This is a genomic window from Staphylococcus sp. Z5-21 (genome assembly GCF_056529615.1).
Map to the genome: position 1 here is coordinate 2,281,901 of NZ_CP096462.1, position 16,980 is coordinate 2,298,880.

Here is a 16,980-nt window from a genome sequence, read left to right on the forward strand (position 1 = left end):
TGCTATTGTTTAAAGAAGCTAGGAAGATTTTAAGATCAATCGGTCCAGGAATGATTATCACTGCCTCATTTATCGGTCCAGGTACAGTGACTACAATGACAAAAGGTGGTGCCGGTTTCGGTTATAGTTTATTGTGGGCCGTTGTATTTTCTATTGTAGCCACAATTGTGCTGCAGGAAATGATCATTCGCTTATCTCTCGTCACACATGAAGGTTTAGGTGAAGCAATACAAGATTTATTTAAACATAGAATCGGTAAACTTATCATTGTATGGTTTACATTAATAGCAGTTACAATTGGTTGTGCTGCCTATATCAGTGGTGACTTAATCGGGACTTCGTTAGGTGCTTCTTATTTATTAAATTTACCAGAGCATTGGGTAGCACCTGTCATCGGTATCATCATTTTACTCATTGGGTTATTTGGAAACTATCGTTTTTTAGAAAAAATTATGCTTGTACTTATGGTTATTATGGGCATTATCTTTATTACCACGATGATAGTAATTCAACCAGATATTGTTGGTATTTTAAAAGGTTTGTTTGTGCCTACAATTCCAAACGGATCTATTATCACAATCATCGCACTGATTGGGACTACCGTGGTTCCATACAATTTCTTTATACATTCAACTGCAGTACATGAACGTTTTGGTAATATTAAAGAATTAAAATATGCACGTTGGGACACCGTCATTTCAATTTCTATTGGTGGTATTATTTCAGCAGCTATATTAATTGCTGCTGCTACTTTAATACAAGGTAAAGAAGTGACAAGTGTGATTCAACTCGCTGGTCCACTTGAACCTGTACTTGGAGATGTAGCACCATTCGCAATCAGTATCGGATTATTTGCAGCTGGACTCTCTTCAGCTATTGCATCACCTGCAGGCGCCGCCGCAACGATCAGTAGTTTGTTAGGTTGGCAAGGCGGTATGCAAAGTAAGAAATATAAGACTGTTTTTACGATCATCATCATTATCGGTATTATTACTTCAGCTTTAGGCTTTGAACCGCTTCAAGTACTACTTGTGGCCCAAGCATTAAATGGTATTATCTTACCTATTGTGGCCATTCTTATTTTCATCATAATTAATAAGAAAAACTTGATGGGTCATTACGTAAATACGCTATGGCTCAATATAATCGGGGGTATTGTGGTACTTGTCGTTACATTCTTAGGCCTTTATAGCTTGATAGATGCGATTTCGAGTTTTATGTCTTAAATATTCAAAAAGCCCAAGTTAAGTTATTGAAAACTTAACTTGGGCTTTTAAATCTCAAATTAGGCAAAACCTATTACCTTCAACTTTGTCACTACTTATAAGTACTTTCTAAAAGTGACTTCACTGTAAATATTAACCTTCACATAGCTGTTTTAATCGCTCAAACATCAAGTTATAGCCTGTTTCCATTTCTTTTTTGACTTCTGTCTTATCCGCTTCAAAATCGTTTGTGTCGCCTTCAAAAGGAACTTTGATGCCTTGGTTAAATTTAACTTCTGTTGCTCCTGTTAAATCAACAAATTCAACAGTGATGATATCTTCTAACTCACTAAATTGAGGCATTTTAAATGAAAACGTCAATTTATAGGACTGACAATATCTATATACGTGCCAATTGCTCTATATTCAACGCCCTCTCTGACATCGATAATTTCCCAGTCTCCATTGATTTCAAATTGATTCTTGGCAACTTTATTCGTTTCTTCTGTTGTCATAAACCACTGTTTAAAAAGACTCGGCTTAGTCCAGGCACGAAACACTTCTTCTACTGGTGCATCTACTTTAAACGTCATGTCTAAATTTACAATTTCCCATTCCATTATCAACATCTCCTTCAAGTGTAATACGTTATTATTTAATTACCTCTTTTTCAGTGCACAAACCAAAATGATTTTCCATTCATGATTGCGGTCGTTGATTTTAGTCATATCACTCTTATAAAAACTTACATTAATGCGCTCACATTACGCATAATACGTGCTTTTTTATATCCCAGTAAATCATGTAATTCTTTATAGGCATTGAATAATTTTTTATAAATTAAGACCTGTGCATGATCTGGTTCTACTTGATATAAAACAGGTTCTTTCATTGCTTGGATAGCTGAAGAAAAATTAGGATGCGCACCGCCACAAATCGCACCTAAGATGGCTGCTCCGATAGCTGGTGCATACTCACTATCAATAACTGTAATCTTCTTGTTCAATACATTTGCGTAAATTTCCATTAATAAATGATTCTTTTTAGGTATACCACCACAAGCAAAAACGCGTTCCACTTCCATTTGCCAACCTTGATATTGTTGCATAATCATTTTTGTTCCAAATGCTGTTGCTTCCATATATGCACGATATATATCTTCATGTTTCGTTTGTAAACTTAAGCCAAATAGACTCCCTTTCAAATTACTATCACTTAACACACTCCGATTCCCATTATGCCAGTCCAAAGCGATCAGACCACTTTCTCCAGGATAACACTGACTTGCTTTTTCATTAAGTAATTCAAAAATTGAAATTCCTCTATCTTCTGCCGTTTTTACATATTCATATGGGGATTGATTAGCTACATATTCAAACAAATCACCAACTGCTGTTTGTCCTGCTTCGTATGCATATAAATCTGGTATAATGGCACCTTTAACTGACCCCGAGATACCAGGTACTTTATGTTGCTCTTTATTCAGCATTAAATGACACGTGCTTGTTCCCATAACCATTGTCATTTCCTTATCTTTTTCAGCACCAATACCTAGTAAACTTGAGTGCGCATCTATAATGAATGGACTTACCACCGTTTCAGGTGAAAGCCCTAATTTATGTGCCATCTCTGTACTCACTGTACCTACACTTTCACCTATACTGACGATGGGCGCTTCTACTTTCGTGCGCACAATATCTGATAGATTGTCATCCACTTTATCAAATAAATCATAATGAAAGCCTGTAGATGATTCCCAAAAAGACTTAAAGCCCAAACCACAGTTAGATCGAACATTTTCACCAGTAAGTCGATTCACAATCCAATCCCCAGCTTCCATAATATCAGCCGTTTCTGTCATGACTTCTGGCGCTTTATCGTTCACTTCCATGATCTTAGGAATCATCCATTCGCTACTCACATTAAATCCATAGTATCCTAACCAGCGATTCTTCTCTTCTATCGCAGTATTAAACAATAGATCTGCTTCTGCCTGAGCGCCATGATGCTTCCATAATTTCACATAAGCATGAGGATTGTTATAAAATTTAGGATTGTTATGCATTGGTTCCATCTGGTCATCTACAAATATGACTGTGGAAGAAGTGAAGTCTATACCTATACCAACAATATCCTTTGCATCTATATTTGTTTTTGCCAAAATTTCTGGTATCCCTGTTTCAATGACTTCCATATAATCATTCGCATTTTGTAATGCATAACTTTGTGGCAGCTTGTGTCCATTGAGTTCACCTTCAATTGTGCCATGGGCATATGTTTGTACATATTGACCTATGATTTCTCCATTCTCAGTGTTCACCAAGAACACTCTTCCTGAGCCAGTTCCAAAATCTATCCCTATACTGTAAGTCATAATTTATCCTCCAGTTCGCTATAAGAAAACGCTTTCCTAAATCATAATGAAGATAGTTATAAAAATCAACACAAACATTCATAAAAATACATAAAGAAACACAAAAAAGCATTATAATCATTGACAAAGCATTATGTAAGCGTTTACTATTAGCCGTACAAACATAAATGAACATAAATATAAAGGAGTTGCGCAAATATGAAAATCGAATCGAACGCTTTTCGCTTAATCGAACCTGGCGTATTCAAAAAAGATACCCTTACGCATGATTTCGAAGAGAAAGATATTATCGTTAAACCTACAAAAGCAAGTGTCTGTCATGCAGATTTACGTTATTATACTGGCAATCGTCGCCCAGAAGCACTCGCAAAGAAATTACCTATGGCACTCTTTCACGAAGGTATCGGTATCGTAGAAGATTCTAAACATCCTGATTTTCAACAAGGAGATAAAGTTGTCATTGTACCAAATATCCCTTCTCACTTACGTAAAGGTACATATCCACCGACTTCATTCCAAGATAATTATGATGAAAACGCCGTATTTATGGGCAGTGGATTTGATGGTATATGCCAAGATCGCATGGTGGTGCCTGGCGATAATGTCGTAAAAGTTCCAACAGATTTAGATGAAGATGTCGCATTACTTGCTGAGTTATGTTCAATATCACTGTTTCCAATCAATCAACTTGACGAGATAACAACTGAAACGTCCCCACAAGTTGCGATCTTTGGAGATGGTCCAGTCGGTTATTTAGCAGCAACTGCCTTACATTATATTTATGGTATTGATAAAGCAAATTTAATTGTATTTGGTGCAGTTCAAGAAAAACTAGCTGCCTTTGAAGACTTTGCCACAACACATCTCGTATTTGACTTCGATTTCAATCAGTATCGAGGCGTACATACCGTTTTTGAATGTACAGGTGGTAAATTTTCAGAATCTGCAATTAACCAAGCCATCGATTTGATCGATAGACAGGGGCATATTGTATTAATGGGTGTCACGGAAGAACGCGTTGGTATTAACACCAGAGATGTTCTTGAAAAAGGTCTGACATTTTCAGGTAGTTCACGTAGTACAAAACGTGAATTCGAGCAACTCATTCATGCCTTTAGTAATAAACAGTACCAACAAGCATTGAGACAATTGATTCCAGAGGCTTACTATCATATTCATGATACTTCAGATTTAAAAGAAGCCATGGATGATACTGCAGCACACAAAGGATGGAAAAAAACTTATTTACAATATCATTGGTAAACAATGACTGAAAAGGTGGTATATAAATGAATCATTCGAATTCGATTTTAGGCATGCCTCGACAAATTGTATGGGGCTATATTGGTATTATCATCTTCATGATGGGTGATGGTTTAGAAATTGGATGGCTAAGTCCATGGCTACACGGTCACGGCTTTTCGGTTCAAGAAACAAGTTTACTCTTTTCTGCATATGGTGTAACAGTTGCATTAGCAAGTTGGCTTAGTGGTGTATTTGCCGAAGCACTCGGCGGTAAACGAACAATGGTGCTAGGTTTAACCTTCTATATTATTGGTACAATATTCTTTGTCGGATTTGCGATTCCATCACAAAATCTTGCACTCATGTTACCTGCATACGCACTTAGAGGTTTAGGTTATCCGTTGTTTGCTTATTCCTTCTTGGTATGGATTTCTTACCGTTCAGAACAAAAGACACTCGGTGCAGCCGTTGGTTGGTTCTGGTTTGTATTTACCGGTGGCTTAAATGTATTAGGTGCGCTTTATTCTATTTGGGCAATTGAGTATCTCGGTCATATCAATACATTATGGAGCTCATTATTCTGGGTGGTACTCGGTGGATTCTTCACTTTAGTTTTGAACAAAGACAAATTACCATCTAATCAAGGAAGTTCAAAAGAAAAATTAAAAGAAATACTTAAAGGCATAACGATTATGAAAGATGAACCGAAAGTATTATTAGGTGGTATCGTTCGTGTGATTAATACGACGGCACAGTTTGCCTTTCCAGTCTTTTTACCAATCTATCTTTCATCATTTGGCATACCCACTTCGAAATGGCTTGCGGTATGGTCAACGATCTTCGTTGGTAACATTATCTTTAACTTAATCTTTGGTATCGTCGGAGATAAAATTGGTTGGCGTAATACCGTGATGTATTTCGGTGGTATTGGCAGTGGTATTTCTGTTTTATTAATGGGTTATGTCCCTATTTGGACAGATGGTAACATTGTCCTATTAACTGTAGTCGGATTCTGTTGGGGTGCATTTATCGCTGCTTATGTACCATTATCCGCATTGATACCATCACTTGTTAAACAAGACAAGGGTGCGGCTTTGTCTGTACTTAATTTAGGTGCAGGATTACCTGTATTTGTCGGACCGATGATTGTCTATTTATTCATTGGCAGTATACAAGCAATTGGTGTGATTTGGGTACTCGCAATTCTATACTTTATTAGTACGATTCTGACTTACTTTATTAAAATGCCAAAGCATATGCAAAGTGGCGAACATGAAACAGCATAGCTATTTGAAAATTTAATCATCATTTAGGAGGCGTCATCGATGTTGCCAGCTGAACGCGAACAATTTATCATTACTTTTTTAAAAACCAATAAAAAAGCGACCATTCATGATCTAGCGCTTGAATTCAATGTACATGAAGCGACCATTCGTCGTGATTTAAATAAGTTAGAGCAATACAACCAGATCAAGCGCACGCATGGTGGCGTCGTGTTGAACGATTCAGAAGTATGGGATGAATTGAATTTTGATGATCGTGAAACAAGTTATTATGATGAAAAAGTAGCAATTGGTCTTAAAGCAGCGGAATTCGTTGAAAATGGCGACACCCTCTTCATTGATTCGGGATCGACGACTATTCACTTTGCGCGTGCGCTTACACAAAAAAGTAATTTAACAATCATCACGAACGACATTCACATCGCTTCGATTTTAAAATCAACTGCCAATCAGATTATCGTCACTGGAGGCATTTTATATCAAGATAATTATTTACTTAATGGCATGATTACAAACGAAACATTAAAATTATTTAACCCTTCTAAATTATTTTTAGCGACGCCTGCAATTGATTTAGAAAAAGGGATTACACATTTTAATGACACACTTGCTTCTACAAAAATACAAATGGTGAAACAAGCTAAAGCCGTTTATGTGCTCACTGATAGCTCTAAATTTGATAAAGTATCACTTTACAATGTTTGTTCTAGCGATACAATTGATGTCCTAATCACTGATCAAACCAACAAGAACATAGATTGGCAAGCTTACGATAACCACTTCAAACATTTAATTACGGTTCATGCAGAAGCACATCCTGAGTAATTTTGCTGAAGCATAATTAATAAAGTATTTTATAAAAATTGAACGCATAAGGTATAAATATCTAGGTTCATCATAAAAAGGACTCATCCATAATTTTAAATGTACTGAACCCCAAAAGTTGTACTTTGGTTTAGTGTAATATTTCAAAGGTTTATTTCCTAAAATTTTTAGGAGACAAGCCTTTTAATTTTGATTTAATTCTTTCATCATTATAAAAAATAATATAGTTTTGAATAGCTTGCTCCAATTGATAAAAATGATCAAATTTTTCTCCATAAAACATTTCTTGCTTCAATAATCCAAAAAAGTTTTCCATAACTGAATTATCGAGACAATTTCCCTTTTTTGACATACTTTGAAACACTTTATTTTCTTTTAAAATATTTACGTATTTCGCATTTTGATAATGCCAACCTTAATCGTATTGGCAATATCTAAAAATGATGCTGCATCATCTGCACGCATGACTGTGATATGTTGCCCTTGTTGAATTTCTTTCATTGTCTCTGTGGATTTCATCTTGTCATCGCCTTGATAGAATTTTAATTTTTTGAAAATAACAACGTTGTTATTAATGTTCAAAAAAATATTGTAACGCTTACCTCTATGGTATAATTAATTCTAACTTAAATCAATCTATTTCAAGGAGAAATTTTATGGCAGTAACGTTAAAAGATGTTGCCGAAGCCTGTGGCGTAAGCTATTCCACAGTTAGTAAAGCATTAAAAAATTCCCAACTTGTTAAACCAAATACAAAACAAATGATTCAACAAAAAGCGCTTGAAATGAATTATATTCCCAATCACTCCGCAAGAGCACTCGTTTCTAAGAAAAGTGGTACGATTGGATTGATATGGCCATCTGTCGACCGTGTTGCCGTAACTCACCTCATCACTGAAATTAATTTAGCCATTAAATCCTTAGGCTATGTCATGTTTGTGTCGATTGATGATGTTGCTGCCGCTTCGAAAAAATTTGTCGAATTTGGCTGTGATGGCATTGTCATTTTTGATGAAGGTGAAACAACGAACTTACCTCCAGAAATTTACAACAATGTACCTGTCGTAGCATATGGCGTTGATCGTGATATTCCTTATCCAATTGTTAATGTAAATCACGCAGAAGCAATGATTATCGCCATTAAGGAATTACTCGCAAAAGGTATTGATCGTATAGATTATATCGGTGATATTCGCACCAATGACGCGCGCCAAATTGCTAAAAAAGATGCCATTGCAAATTATTGTGAACAGCATCGCATCCAATATCGCATGATTGATTCGAGCGGATTAAATGCGATTGAAGCCGAGACCTCAGTTAAACACTTTCTTCAAGAATCATCGTTGGCACCTGGCGTTATATGTGGGAGCTACGATATCACAGTAGGGACGATCAACGCTATGGGATCTGATGAACAGCCAATCATATACTCTTACGATAATATTCCACAAATTAAAAAAATTGATTATCCTGTACAGGCAATTGGTGTACCTACTGCCGAAATTGCACAACAAGTTGTTGCTATCTTAGATAAAGTAATTAAAGGGGAACCGATAGAAAATACCTATCACCTACACCCATCACTAAGTCATAATCAATAATTGAGTTTACCATTGCTAACATCACTCATAAATAAATGAGCCCAATACTACATGGACAGTGTAGTGATGGGCTCATTTATTTGAGAAATATTTATCATATCTAGAGGGTTATTTCTTTTTTATCGCAACAAAAATATAAGTTTTAAAATATTTACATGCCTAACTTCATTTTGGTTAAAGTACGTATGAGACATCAATCGATGTGTGTAGCAATAACTAGATGGATAACCGTCACATACCCAAATATTGTTTTTTTACATATAAATATTAAAATAAAAGCTGTCTGTATACATATGAAAGATAACATTTGTAGATCCTATCATGTTAAAGACTAAAGATTGTATCGAAACATAGCCACCAATGATCGTTTTGGTTGAGGGGGTTTAAGTTTTAATTTTGGGAGAAAACTTAGGTTATTTGGTTTCAACTTATATTTCGTGAACATGATATTAACAAACATTATCCAGACCTCGATAATTTCTTCGCATAAGGGGTTACAAAGCAATATCAAATTTAATGCCATCACACCGTCTCTGTGTCATGCAACATTCATCCGTTTCATCATATGCTTACAAGCTTACTTAGTATCTTTTTTAAGTTATGGAGTCTGACATGTATCACGTGCGTTTTATATACTGTGTATCTATGCTGTTTGACGTCATAAACACTTCGTGAAGACTTACGTTAAAGTATTTGTCTGCTTAGGTAATCAGTGCACATAACCCTCTACAAACCCTATTATAATACGCCACGACCTATGCGCAAAATACATAGTTGGAATAATGAAGATTCCCTATCAGCATACGTAATTTTTGATGATTTCATATCACGTTAATTATATGGCATTATCTATAACTTTTTAAAAAGTTAATCCATTCGCGCGTGACATAATTGATATAACTTTCCTTTTTCCAAATGATACCTAAGTTCCAATTCACATCTGCACCCGTTATTTCGATACCAGTGATATCCTTATTTAAAATACTCACAATACTCTCAGGTAAGATACTCACTCCGATACCATCTAAAATCATATTTTCAATAAACGTGATTTGTGCCATTTTCGCTACCACTTTTGGATGGAAGCCTACTTTTCGACAGCTTTCAATAATTTGATCTTTAATATAATAATCATCATGAAACATGATAAAACGTTCATTCTTCAAATCTCCTAAATATACGGAGGATTGCTTTGCATACTTAGAATTTTTATCAACTACGAGCATTAATTTCTCCTTATATAAAGGAACTGCGTGATAAATGTCATCGTCGACTGGCAATGTTGTAATACCAACGTCAATTTCATCATTATTTAAATAAAATTCAACCGCTTTACCGCCGCCTTCAACTACTTCATACGTCACATTCGGATACATACTGTGAAATTGATTCAAACTTTCTGTGAACAAACGTACATCCATAATTGCTGAGATACCTAGCCTGATATGACCACGCTCTATGTTTGTGACATCATCCATTTCAAGTGATAAATCATCTAATATCGCTAATGCTTCTACGCACTTATCGTAAAATATTTGACCGATATCGGTTAAAATAATATGTTTCTTTCTTCTATCAAACAACGTGACATTAAATTCGTCTTCAATACTTTTAATATTTTTACTAATTGTAGACTGTGCAATATATAAATGTTTTGAAGCCCGAGTCATGCCACCATTTTTTACAACTTCAACAAAATATTTCATTTGCTTAATTTCCATTTTAATCTCCTCTGAATTACCCTTTGTTTAACTTATAATTATACGCCTTTATTGCGCTACTTTAAATACTTAATCACTTCTCTGGCAGAATCTGAAATTACTTTATCATTAGGTTTCGCATCTTTTTGATCTTGTTTGGAATAAATTGCTAAAATAATTGGCTTATCCTGTCCTTTAGGATAAATAAAAGCGAGGTCATTACGTGTTGCATATGTTAAAGCTTGTCCGCTTTTGTCACCAACTGTATAACTGTTAGGCATGCCCGCTTTAATCAAAGTATCACCTGTCTTATTTTCTATCATTGTTTGTTTTAACAATGATAAGTTAGATCCATTCATTTCATTACTAGTTAAAATACTATTTAACGTTTGTGCGGCAGCTCGTGGTGTCGTTGTGTCTGCCTTGCTATTTGGATCAAAATAATTTAATTCTGGCTCCAATCTTTGTGGTTCCGAAACATCATCACCTAATTGCACCAACTCATGTTTTAAACCGTTGACACCACCCAATTCTTGCATAATTTTATTATTTGCCGTGTTATCACTCTGCAACATAGATGCTTTAATTAAAGCCTTTAATGACATTGTTTTACCTATGTATTGTTCAGTGACTGGTGAATTTGCCACAATCTCTGATTCATTGATTTCAACTTTTTTATTCAATTCTGATGGAGCTACTTTATTCAATAATATACCACTGGCTATAGCCTTATATGTTGACGCAAAAGCAAATCGCTCATCCGCATTATGTTGATATGCTTTGCCATTTTCCGTATTAATCCCATAAATCCCTACTTTATTATTGTATTCATTTTCTATTTGATCTATGTCTTTAGCAAAAGTTGTATTATGCATCGATGATAAGCCTATTAAACACACACTACTCAAAACAAACGCAATAAACCATTTCTTTATATATTGATTTATCATTGAAAATCCCCTTTTTTTAAATTTAAAAATTTTTATCTATTTATAATTATAACTTTAATATCTTTATTAAGAAAATCATAAAAAGCGAGAAAGAAACCAAACATTCACATTTGATTTCTCAATCTCGCTCATAAACAAATACTTAAATGACTCGTATGTGACTTGGCCTTTCCGTTACAATCATTAATCTTCAAAATTAATCATTATCTTCATTAATTTATCATTTTTATCAAAATATGCTGTGTATATACCTGCATTGGTTTGATATTCTAAGAATGTGCCTTCGTCTGCTTCACCTTTATTAACAATTTGATTAGAGACATGTGCTTCTTTAAATGTATCCTTAGATATTGTATTAGGTTTTGTTAAAAATGTAATACCGACTACTTCATCGCTACTATTGAAATCAACAGTTGTATCATAAACTTGTTCACTTCGAACAGGTTCTCTATCTCTATGTGGATTAACCTTGTAGCCATTAATTGTCACATTGTCATATTTTAATGCACGCACAAAATTATAATCTTGCGTGAAAGACGGATCATAAGTCGTATAACCTTCGTAGCTATACCAAGGTGTTTGTGCTTTCAAATCTGTTGTACCTTGTGTACTCGCACCACTAGCGCCACCTTCACCATGACCCCATTTTTGTACTTGCTCTGCTGCTTGCGTATCCGTGTTATTCGTTGAAATATTAGCTGCTGAAGATCCGACGACTAGTGTTGATACAACCACGGTTGCTGAAAGTAATTTCCCTACTTTGTTCATTTAATCTCACTTCCAATCATTATAACCATTGTTTAGATGCTTTTACTGTCCAATTGTCACTTCCATTAATCTGTCATTTTGATCAAAGAATGCTATATAGAAACCATCATTCGTCGCATATTTGACATATGAACCATCTTTATTACCTAATTTACCTTCCTCGGTAATTTCATTAGATGCATGCGCTTTTTTGAATGTCGCTTTAGATACTGAATCTGGTTTCGTGAAGAAAGTGATTTGTACGACTTCGTTATCACTATTAAATTCTACTGTCGTATCATAAACTTTCTTATTATGGTCAAACTCTTTCTTAGCATCTGTATCTACTTTATAACCATCAATTGAAACGTTGTCATATTTTAATGCACGCACAAAGTTATAATCTTGTGTGAAGGACGGATCATAAGTCGTATAACCTTCATAGTTATACCAAGGTGTTTGTGCTTTTATATCTGCAGTACCTTGTGCACTTGCACCGCTTGCGCCACCTTCACCATGGCCCCATTTTTGTACTTGCTCTGCTGCTTGTGTATCCGTACTATTCGTTGAAATATAAGCTGCTGAAGATCCGACGACAAGTGTTGATACAACGACGGTTGCTGAAAGTAATTTTCCTACTTTACGCATAATAAATCACTCCTCATTTTTTGAATCCCTTTTGGCGAAACATGAGCAATACATAATGCATTCAAACACTAGTACATCAATTCATCCCTATTAGCAAGTTAACTTTCATATTACGAGAAAGAAACCCTAAGCAAAGTTACATTTACATATGATATAGACACATACAATGGATACGATTTCTATAAGAAAATCAATTAATTATTTCTAAATCACCCCTTAGTTTGTATTTCCCTATTGACAAAAGTGTAATAATTCACTTTAATCATACACCAAATATATATAATTGCAAGAATATATAAGATATTTAATCAACTCATTCACCTTTCCTATTATTATAATGAAAGCGGTTTATTGTCATTATGATTAATTTGTTTTAAAATGAATCTCATAGTCTGAATTAATTTTTTTAATAAATCATATTTATATATATTTTATCGATAAACACAAATCGCTCTATATCGATACTATACATAAAGCGGAGCTTCAAGTGACAACACAAGACTATCAACTATTGATTATTACAGTGATAAGTATTTTATTTCTCATCTTTTTAATCACTTCAAAATTAAAATTCCATCCACTACTTGCACTACTACTAACCGCAATCTTTGTCGGTTTCACTTCTGGATTAGACATTGATAGAATTGTTGAATCTATAGAAACTGGGGCTGGTTCAACACTCGGTGAAACGGGCGTAACCATCGCGTTAGGTGCCATGCTAGGTAAGATACTTTCTGATTCAGGTGCCAGCGACAAAATTGCATCTTCGATACTACACAATGCGTCTTACAAAAAATTACCATGGATGATGGCGTTAGCTGCGTTTATTATTGGGATTCCAATGTTTTTCGAAGTTGGTTTAATTATGCTACTGCCACTGATTTTTACAATTGCTAAAAAATTAGAAGATGAACATAAAATGAAAGAATCTGCCTATGTAGCTATCGGTGTGCCTGTTATTGCTGCATTAGCAACGATGCATGGTATGATGCCACCACATCCTGGCCCACTGATTTCAGTGAATCAGTTTGGTGCGAATATCGGGATAACTATGGTACTTGGTGTCATATGTGCGATTCCAACCATTATCATCGCTGGTCCACTTTACGGTAAATTTATCACACCGCGATTATCTGTGAAGCCAAATCAAGATTTGTTAAATAAATATACGAACGACAACAACGAAAACACCCAAGCACCATCAGCATTCATAGCCTTTTCTACTATATTAGTTCCAGTGATTATGATGTTATTACATGCCATTGCTGGTATCTTTTTTGGAGAAAAAACATTACAATACAAGATTTTCGAATTCTTCGGAAGCCCAATCATCGCCATGTTTGTGGGTGTGCTTTATGCCATTATCGTTCTCGGCTATTTAAAACATCGCGACACACAAAAAATTCGCGATGCTTTAGGTAGCAGTTTGAAACCTATCGCCGGTATCATGCTAATCATTGCGGGTGGTGGCGCATTCGGTCAAGTCCTTGAAGATTCTGGCGTAGGTACGGCAATCGTTCACCTTGCCGACAATTTCTCATTATCTGCGTTATTAATGGGATGGGTAGTGGCTGCATTATTATCTATATCAACAGGTTCCGCAACCGTTGGTATTGTTGGCGCAACCAATTTACTTTACCCATTGATTCAAGCAGATCCAAGTATTAACAAAGAATTATTAACGATTGCTATTGGTTCTGGCTCTTTATTCTTTAACTATGTAAATCATGGCGGCTTCTGGTTAGTCAAAGAATCCTTTGGTATGTCCATGGGAGAAACATTTAAAACGATTACGATTGTACAATCCATTGTCGGTATTTGTGGTCTGATTATGGTACTACTCTTGAATGCTATTATTGGTTTGTTTTAACGCTAAAAGGAAATGGGACAGAAATCAAATTTTTTAATTGAGATTTCGAAGTCCCATCTATACAATCAAGGCAAGGCTGACTAGGATTGAAAGTTTTCCTGAGCTGAAGCTCATGCATAAGTCTCACTAGCATTTTTATGCATAAGAACTACTCATTTTCATAAATAGAAAAAGCAGTAAGACTTTACTTCTTCAGTTCAGTCATGTACTGCCTAAATGAAAAGGCGTCCGAGACATTTATTTTTGTCCCAGACGCTTAAGACTGTCGATAAAGTCTCAGGCTTTGTTGACAGTTTTTTCATACTTTACCTTCAATCGCTTTAAAAATGACAAATACTTCAAATTATAGCAACGTGTCTTTTCTTTCCATCAAACGATTATATCCTTCTAAATAAGTCTTTTCAGCATCAGAAGCTTTGTCATAAGCGTTCATCGCGCGATGCCATAATGGATAAATCGGTTCTGGTGTAGTTAATTCCGTAATTGTCTTAATTTCATTGCTTGTCAGCTGTAAATGATAAGAAGCAATATTATCTTGCAACTGCGCTTTCGTTCTCGCAGCTAATACAAGCGAATCAACATTAGGTCGATCTCTTAACCATGCCAAAGTGACTTGAGCAACTGACACTTGATGTTGCGTTGCAATTTCTTGTAACGTATCTATCAAATCATAAAACAACGCTGTATCTTTGACGTATGGTTCTGCCCAACCGTCACCTTGTCTAGTACCCGGTTCACCAGCCTGTTGTCGGTTAATCTTTCCAGTTAAAAGCCCTTCACCTAACGGAGACCAAATACTGTTACCGACACCTAATTCCTTACCGGCTGGTAGTAACTCGTATTCCGCTTCTCTAGATTCAGGTGTGTAATATATTTGTTGCGCAATAGGTGGCGCCATATGATTTGCAACTGCCAAGGTGTGCGTCTTCGCTAAAGACCATCCGCTATAATTAGATACACCCCAATAACGAATCTTACCTTTTTGAATTAAATCATTCATCACTTGAATCGTCTCTTCTACAGGTGTCTGACCATCCCATAAATGTGTATAATACAAATCAATGTAGTCCGTGTTCAAGCGCTGTAAGGATTCATCTATAGAACGCTCAATATTTACACGCCCTGCACCACCATCGTTAGGATTATCCGTTAATTGAAATCCAGTCTTACTACTAATCACCATCTGATGTCGTTTATCTCTAATCGCTTTACCTAATGCAATCTCGGAATCGCCTTTAGAATACAAATTCGCAGTATCAAACTGATTGATACCTTGATCCAAAGCATAATCAATCATATGATTGGTCATGTCTTGAGACATACCGCCTGCATTTTCAAATCCATTTGTACCTGTAAATGGAATACTGCCTAGTGCATATTTAGATACTGATAATCCTGAATTACCTAATTGTGTATAATCCATTATTTTCCTCCTCACATTTGCTTACTACACTTTATGTTCCCTTTTATTCGTGAATTAAATCCAAAGCCACTATCTCACAATGCTTGTTATCCAATGAACATGGATAAGATTTATCCAACACTTTTCAATGTTTGTCGGTACCTTCCTTTTAAAATTGCGCGTATGATAGATCTATAAATATAAACATTGGATGGATGTTGAAGTATGGTCACTATTTTACAAGTTGATTTTCCATTAGAAGGTCCTTTTGGAGAAGCCATGGCACAACAATTTGAAGATTTAGCGAAGGCGATTAATGACGAACCAGGATTTTTGTGGAAAATTTGGACAGAAAATGAATCTGAACAAGAAGCTGGTGGTATTTACGCTTTTGATACTTACGACAATGCACAACAATATTTAAACATGCATCGTACTCGTTTAAACTCAATGGGTGTTTCAAAAGTTAATGCTAAATATTTTGACATTAACGAAGGCCTTACAACAATTACGAACGGACGCATCGATTGATTTCACAAATAATATCCCCCCTTAAACATGCACGTAATCGTGTCTCATTAAGGGGGACGTTGTTTTATATTTTAAATTATTTTACTGATGTTCTCACCAAGTCAATTGTATACATCCATACCATATGACCTAGCAATTCGGAGAAATGTTCTTCGGGTGGCAGTTCGTCACGTTCTGGCGTAAGTTTAAGTTTCGGTAAGACAAATTCATGGAATAACACATGCACACCTATGCCAAACAAGCCACCTTTCCAAGCCGTAACAGATTCAGATTGCTCGCTTAATAACGCATACAGTGTCGCATTTGTAACAGAAAATCCATAATGGATGCCCATCACTGCTAATGGCACTTCATTATCATTATATACATATGATGCATGCCGTATTTTATCTGGTACATTGAATATCTTCATCATTGTGACAGGCGGTGGTTCTTCATCTCGTTCAGGTGTACGTGGCGGTAGCAAGCCTTCCCAGCCCATTTTCACAGCACCAGCTAACAGTCCACCAATAACACCAGTGATTGCTACACGTTTGATTGAAATATTAGACATTTTCTTCACCTCACTAGATTATTATCCACTACTCTATTTACCCTAA

General features: G+C 35.6%; 17 protein-coding genes and 1 pseudogene. 7 read left to right on the top strand and 11 right to left on the bottom strand.

Annotated elements, in window-relative coordinates; translation table 11 throughout:
• The first annotated feature begins 5 nt into the window (after window positions 1–5).
• Window positions 6–1,226, top strand: coding sequence for an Nramp family divalent metal transporter (locus M1D64_RS11430; RefSeq protein ID WP_447809008.1), 1,221 nt, complete (start codon window positions 6–8; stop codon window positions 1,224–1,226).
• Window positions 1,227–1,358: 132 nt separating this feature from the next.
• On the opposite strand, the gene M1D64_RS11435 is transcribed toward M1D64_RS11430, so the two are convergent.
• The 3 genes from M1D64_RS11435 to M1D64_RS11445 form a co-directional block, all read right to left on the bottom strand.
• A complete protein-coding gene (locus tag M1D64_RS11435) occupies window positions 1,359–1,568 on the bottom strand; it encodes an SRPBCC family protein (protein ID WP_256093039.1) in 210 nt (69 codons plus the stop codon).
• 14 nt (window positions 1,569–1,582) lie between these two features.
• Window positions 1,583–1,825 carry an SRPBCC domain-containing protein gene (locus M1D64_RS11440; protein WP_241686685.1) on the bottom strand — a complete coding sequence of 81 codons (243 nt, stop codon included), beginning with the start codon at window positions 1,823–1,825 and terminating at the stop codon, window positions 1,583–1,585.
• 125 nt (window positions 1,826–1,950) lie between these two features.
• Window positions 1,951–3,579, bottom strand: a complete 1,629-nt coding sequence (locus tag M1D64_RS11445) for a ribulokinase (protein WP_129531055.1) — start codon at window positions 3,577–3,579, stop codon at window positions 1,951–1,953.
• Between the two features lie 198 nt (window positions 3,580–3,777).
• On the opposite strand from M1D64_RS11445, the gene M1D64_RS11450 reads away from it, so the two are divergent.
• Genes M1D64_RS11450 through M1D64_RS11460 form a run of 3 tightly spaced genes read left to right on the top strand, consistent with a single transcriptional unit; the run spans window position 3,778 to window position 6,932 of the window.
• Window positions 3,778–4,842, top strand: a complete 1,065-nt coding sequence (locus M1D64_RS11450) for an alcohol dehydrogenase catalytic domain-containing protein (RefSeq protein ID WP_480977487.1) — start codon at window positions 3,778–3,780, stop codon at window positions 4,840–4,842.
• Window positions 4,843–4,868: 26 nt separating this feature from the next.
• Window positions 4,869–6,110 carry an MFS transporter gene (locus M1D64_RS11455; RefSeq protein ID WP_037539073.1) on the top strand — a complete coding sequence of 414 codons (1,242 nt, stop codon included), beginning with the start codon at window positions 4,869–4,871 and terminating at the stop codon, window positions 6,108–6,110.
• A 39-nt stretch (window positions 6,111–6,149) separates the two neighbouring features.
• Window positions 6,150–6,932: a DeoR/GlpR family DNA-binding transcription regulator gene (locus M1D64_RS11460; protein ID WP_002484122.1), complete on the top strand. Its 783-nt coding sequence runs from the start codon at window positions 6,150–6,152 to the stop codon at window positions 6,930–6,932.
• Window positions 6,933–7,083: 151 nt separating this feature from the next.
• Here M1D64_RS11460 and M1D64_RS11465 read toward each other — a convergent pair.
• Together M1D64_RS11465 and M1D64_RS11470 are read right to left on the bottom strand one after the other, a co-directional pair.
• Window positions 7,084–7,347: pseudogene (locus M1D64_RS11465) on the bottom strand (transposase); the annotation flags it as partial.
• Entirely contained in the window at window positions 7,317–7,451 is a 135-nt protein-coding gene (locus M1D64_RS11470; protein WP_256106617.1) for a hypothetical protein, read from the bottom strand. The gene M1D64_RS11470 and the pseudogene M1D64_RS11465, both read right to left, overlap by 31 nt.
• A gap of 137 nt (window positions 7,452–7,588) precedes the next feature.
• On the opposite strand from M1D64_RS11470, the gene M1D64_RS11475 reads away from it, so the two are divergent.
• Window positions 7,589–8,533, top strand: coding sequence for a LacI family DNA-binding transcriptional regulator (locus M1D64_RS11475; RefSeq protein ID WP_069838221.1), 945 nt, complete (start codon window positions 7,589–7,591; stop codon window positions 8,531–8,533).
• 845 nt (window positions 8,534–9,378) lie between these two features.
• Here M1D64_RS11475 and cidR read toward each other — a convergent pair.
• From cidR to isaB (M1D64_RS11495), 4 genes are all read right to left on the bottom strand, one after another.
• Complete coding sequence (gene cidR / locus M1D64_RS11480) at window positions 9,379–10,254, bottom strand: cidABC operon transcriptional activator CidR (RefSeq protein WP_041079801.1); 876 nt, start codon at window positions 10,252–10,254, stop codon at window positions 9,379–9,381.
• A gap of 56 nt (window positions 10,255–10,310) precedes the next feature.
• Window positions 10,311–11,183, bottom strand: coding sequence for a class A beta-lactamase (gene bla / locus M1D64_RS11485; RefSeq protein ID WP_069821714.1), 873 nt, complete (start codon window positions 11,181–11,183; stop codon window positions 10,311–10,313).
• A 183-nt stretch (window positions 11,184–11,366) separates the two neighbouring features.
• Entirely contained in the window at window positions 11,367–11,951 is a 585-nt protein-coding gene (gene isaB, locus M1D64_RS11490; RefSeq protein ID WP_069838219.1) for an immunodominant staphylococcal antigen IsaB family protein, read from the bottom strand.
• Window positions 11,952–11,993: 42 nt separating this feature from the next.
• Window positions 11,994–12,578, bottom strand: coding sequence for an immunodominant staphylococcal antigen IsaB family protein (gene isaB / locus M1D64_RS11495; protein WP_069821712.1), 585 nt, complete (start codon window positions 12,576–12,578; stop codon window positions 11,994–11,996).
• 487 nt (window positions 12,579–13,065) lie between these two features.
• On the opposite strand from isaB (M1D64_RS11495), the gene M1D64_RS11500 reads away from it, so the two are divergent.
• Complete coding sequence (locus M1D64_RS11500; protein ID WP_210124658.1) at window positions 13,066–14,448, top strand: GntP family permease; 1,383 nt, start codon at window positions 13,066–13,068, stop codon at window positions 14,446–14,448.
• 343 nt (window positions 14,449–14,791) lie between these two features.
• Here M1D64_RS11500 and M1D64_RS11505 read toward each other — a convergent pair whose 3' ends face one another.
• The gene (locus M1D64_RS11505) at window positions 14,792–15,871 is read right to left on the bottom strand and encodes an aldo/keto reductase (protein WP_069838217.1); all 1,080 of its coding nucleotides are present in this window, start codon (window positions 15,869–15,871) and stop codon (window positions 14,792–14,794) included.
• A 204-nt stretch (window positions 15,872–16,075) separates the two neighbouring features.
• Here M1D64_RS11505 and M1D64_RS11510 point away from each other — a divergent pair, with 204 nt between their 5' ends.
• Window positions 16,076–16,381 (top strand): monooxygenase, encoded by a 306-nt coding sequence (locus M1D64_RS11510; protein ID WP_069838216.1) that lies wholly within the window; start codon window positions 16,076–16,078, stop codon window positions 16,379–16,381.
• A gap of 76 nt (window positions 16,382–16,457) precedes the next feature.
• Here M1D64_RS11510 and M1D64_RS11515 read toward each other — a convergent pair whose 3' ends face one another.
• On the bottom strand, window positions 16,458–16,934 hold the full coding sequence (locus M1D64_RS11515) for a DUF1440 domain-containing protein (RefSeq protein WP_048787685.1): 477 nt from the start codon (window positions 16,932–16,934) through the stop codon (window positions 16,458–16,460).
• Window positions 16,935–16,980: the final 46 nt, after the last annotated feature.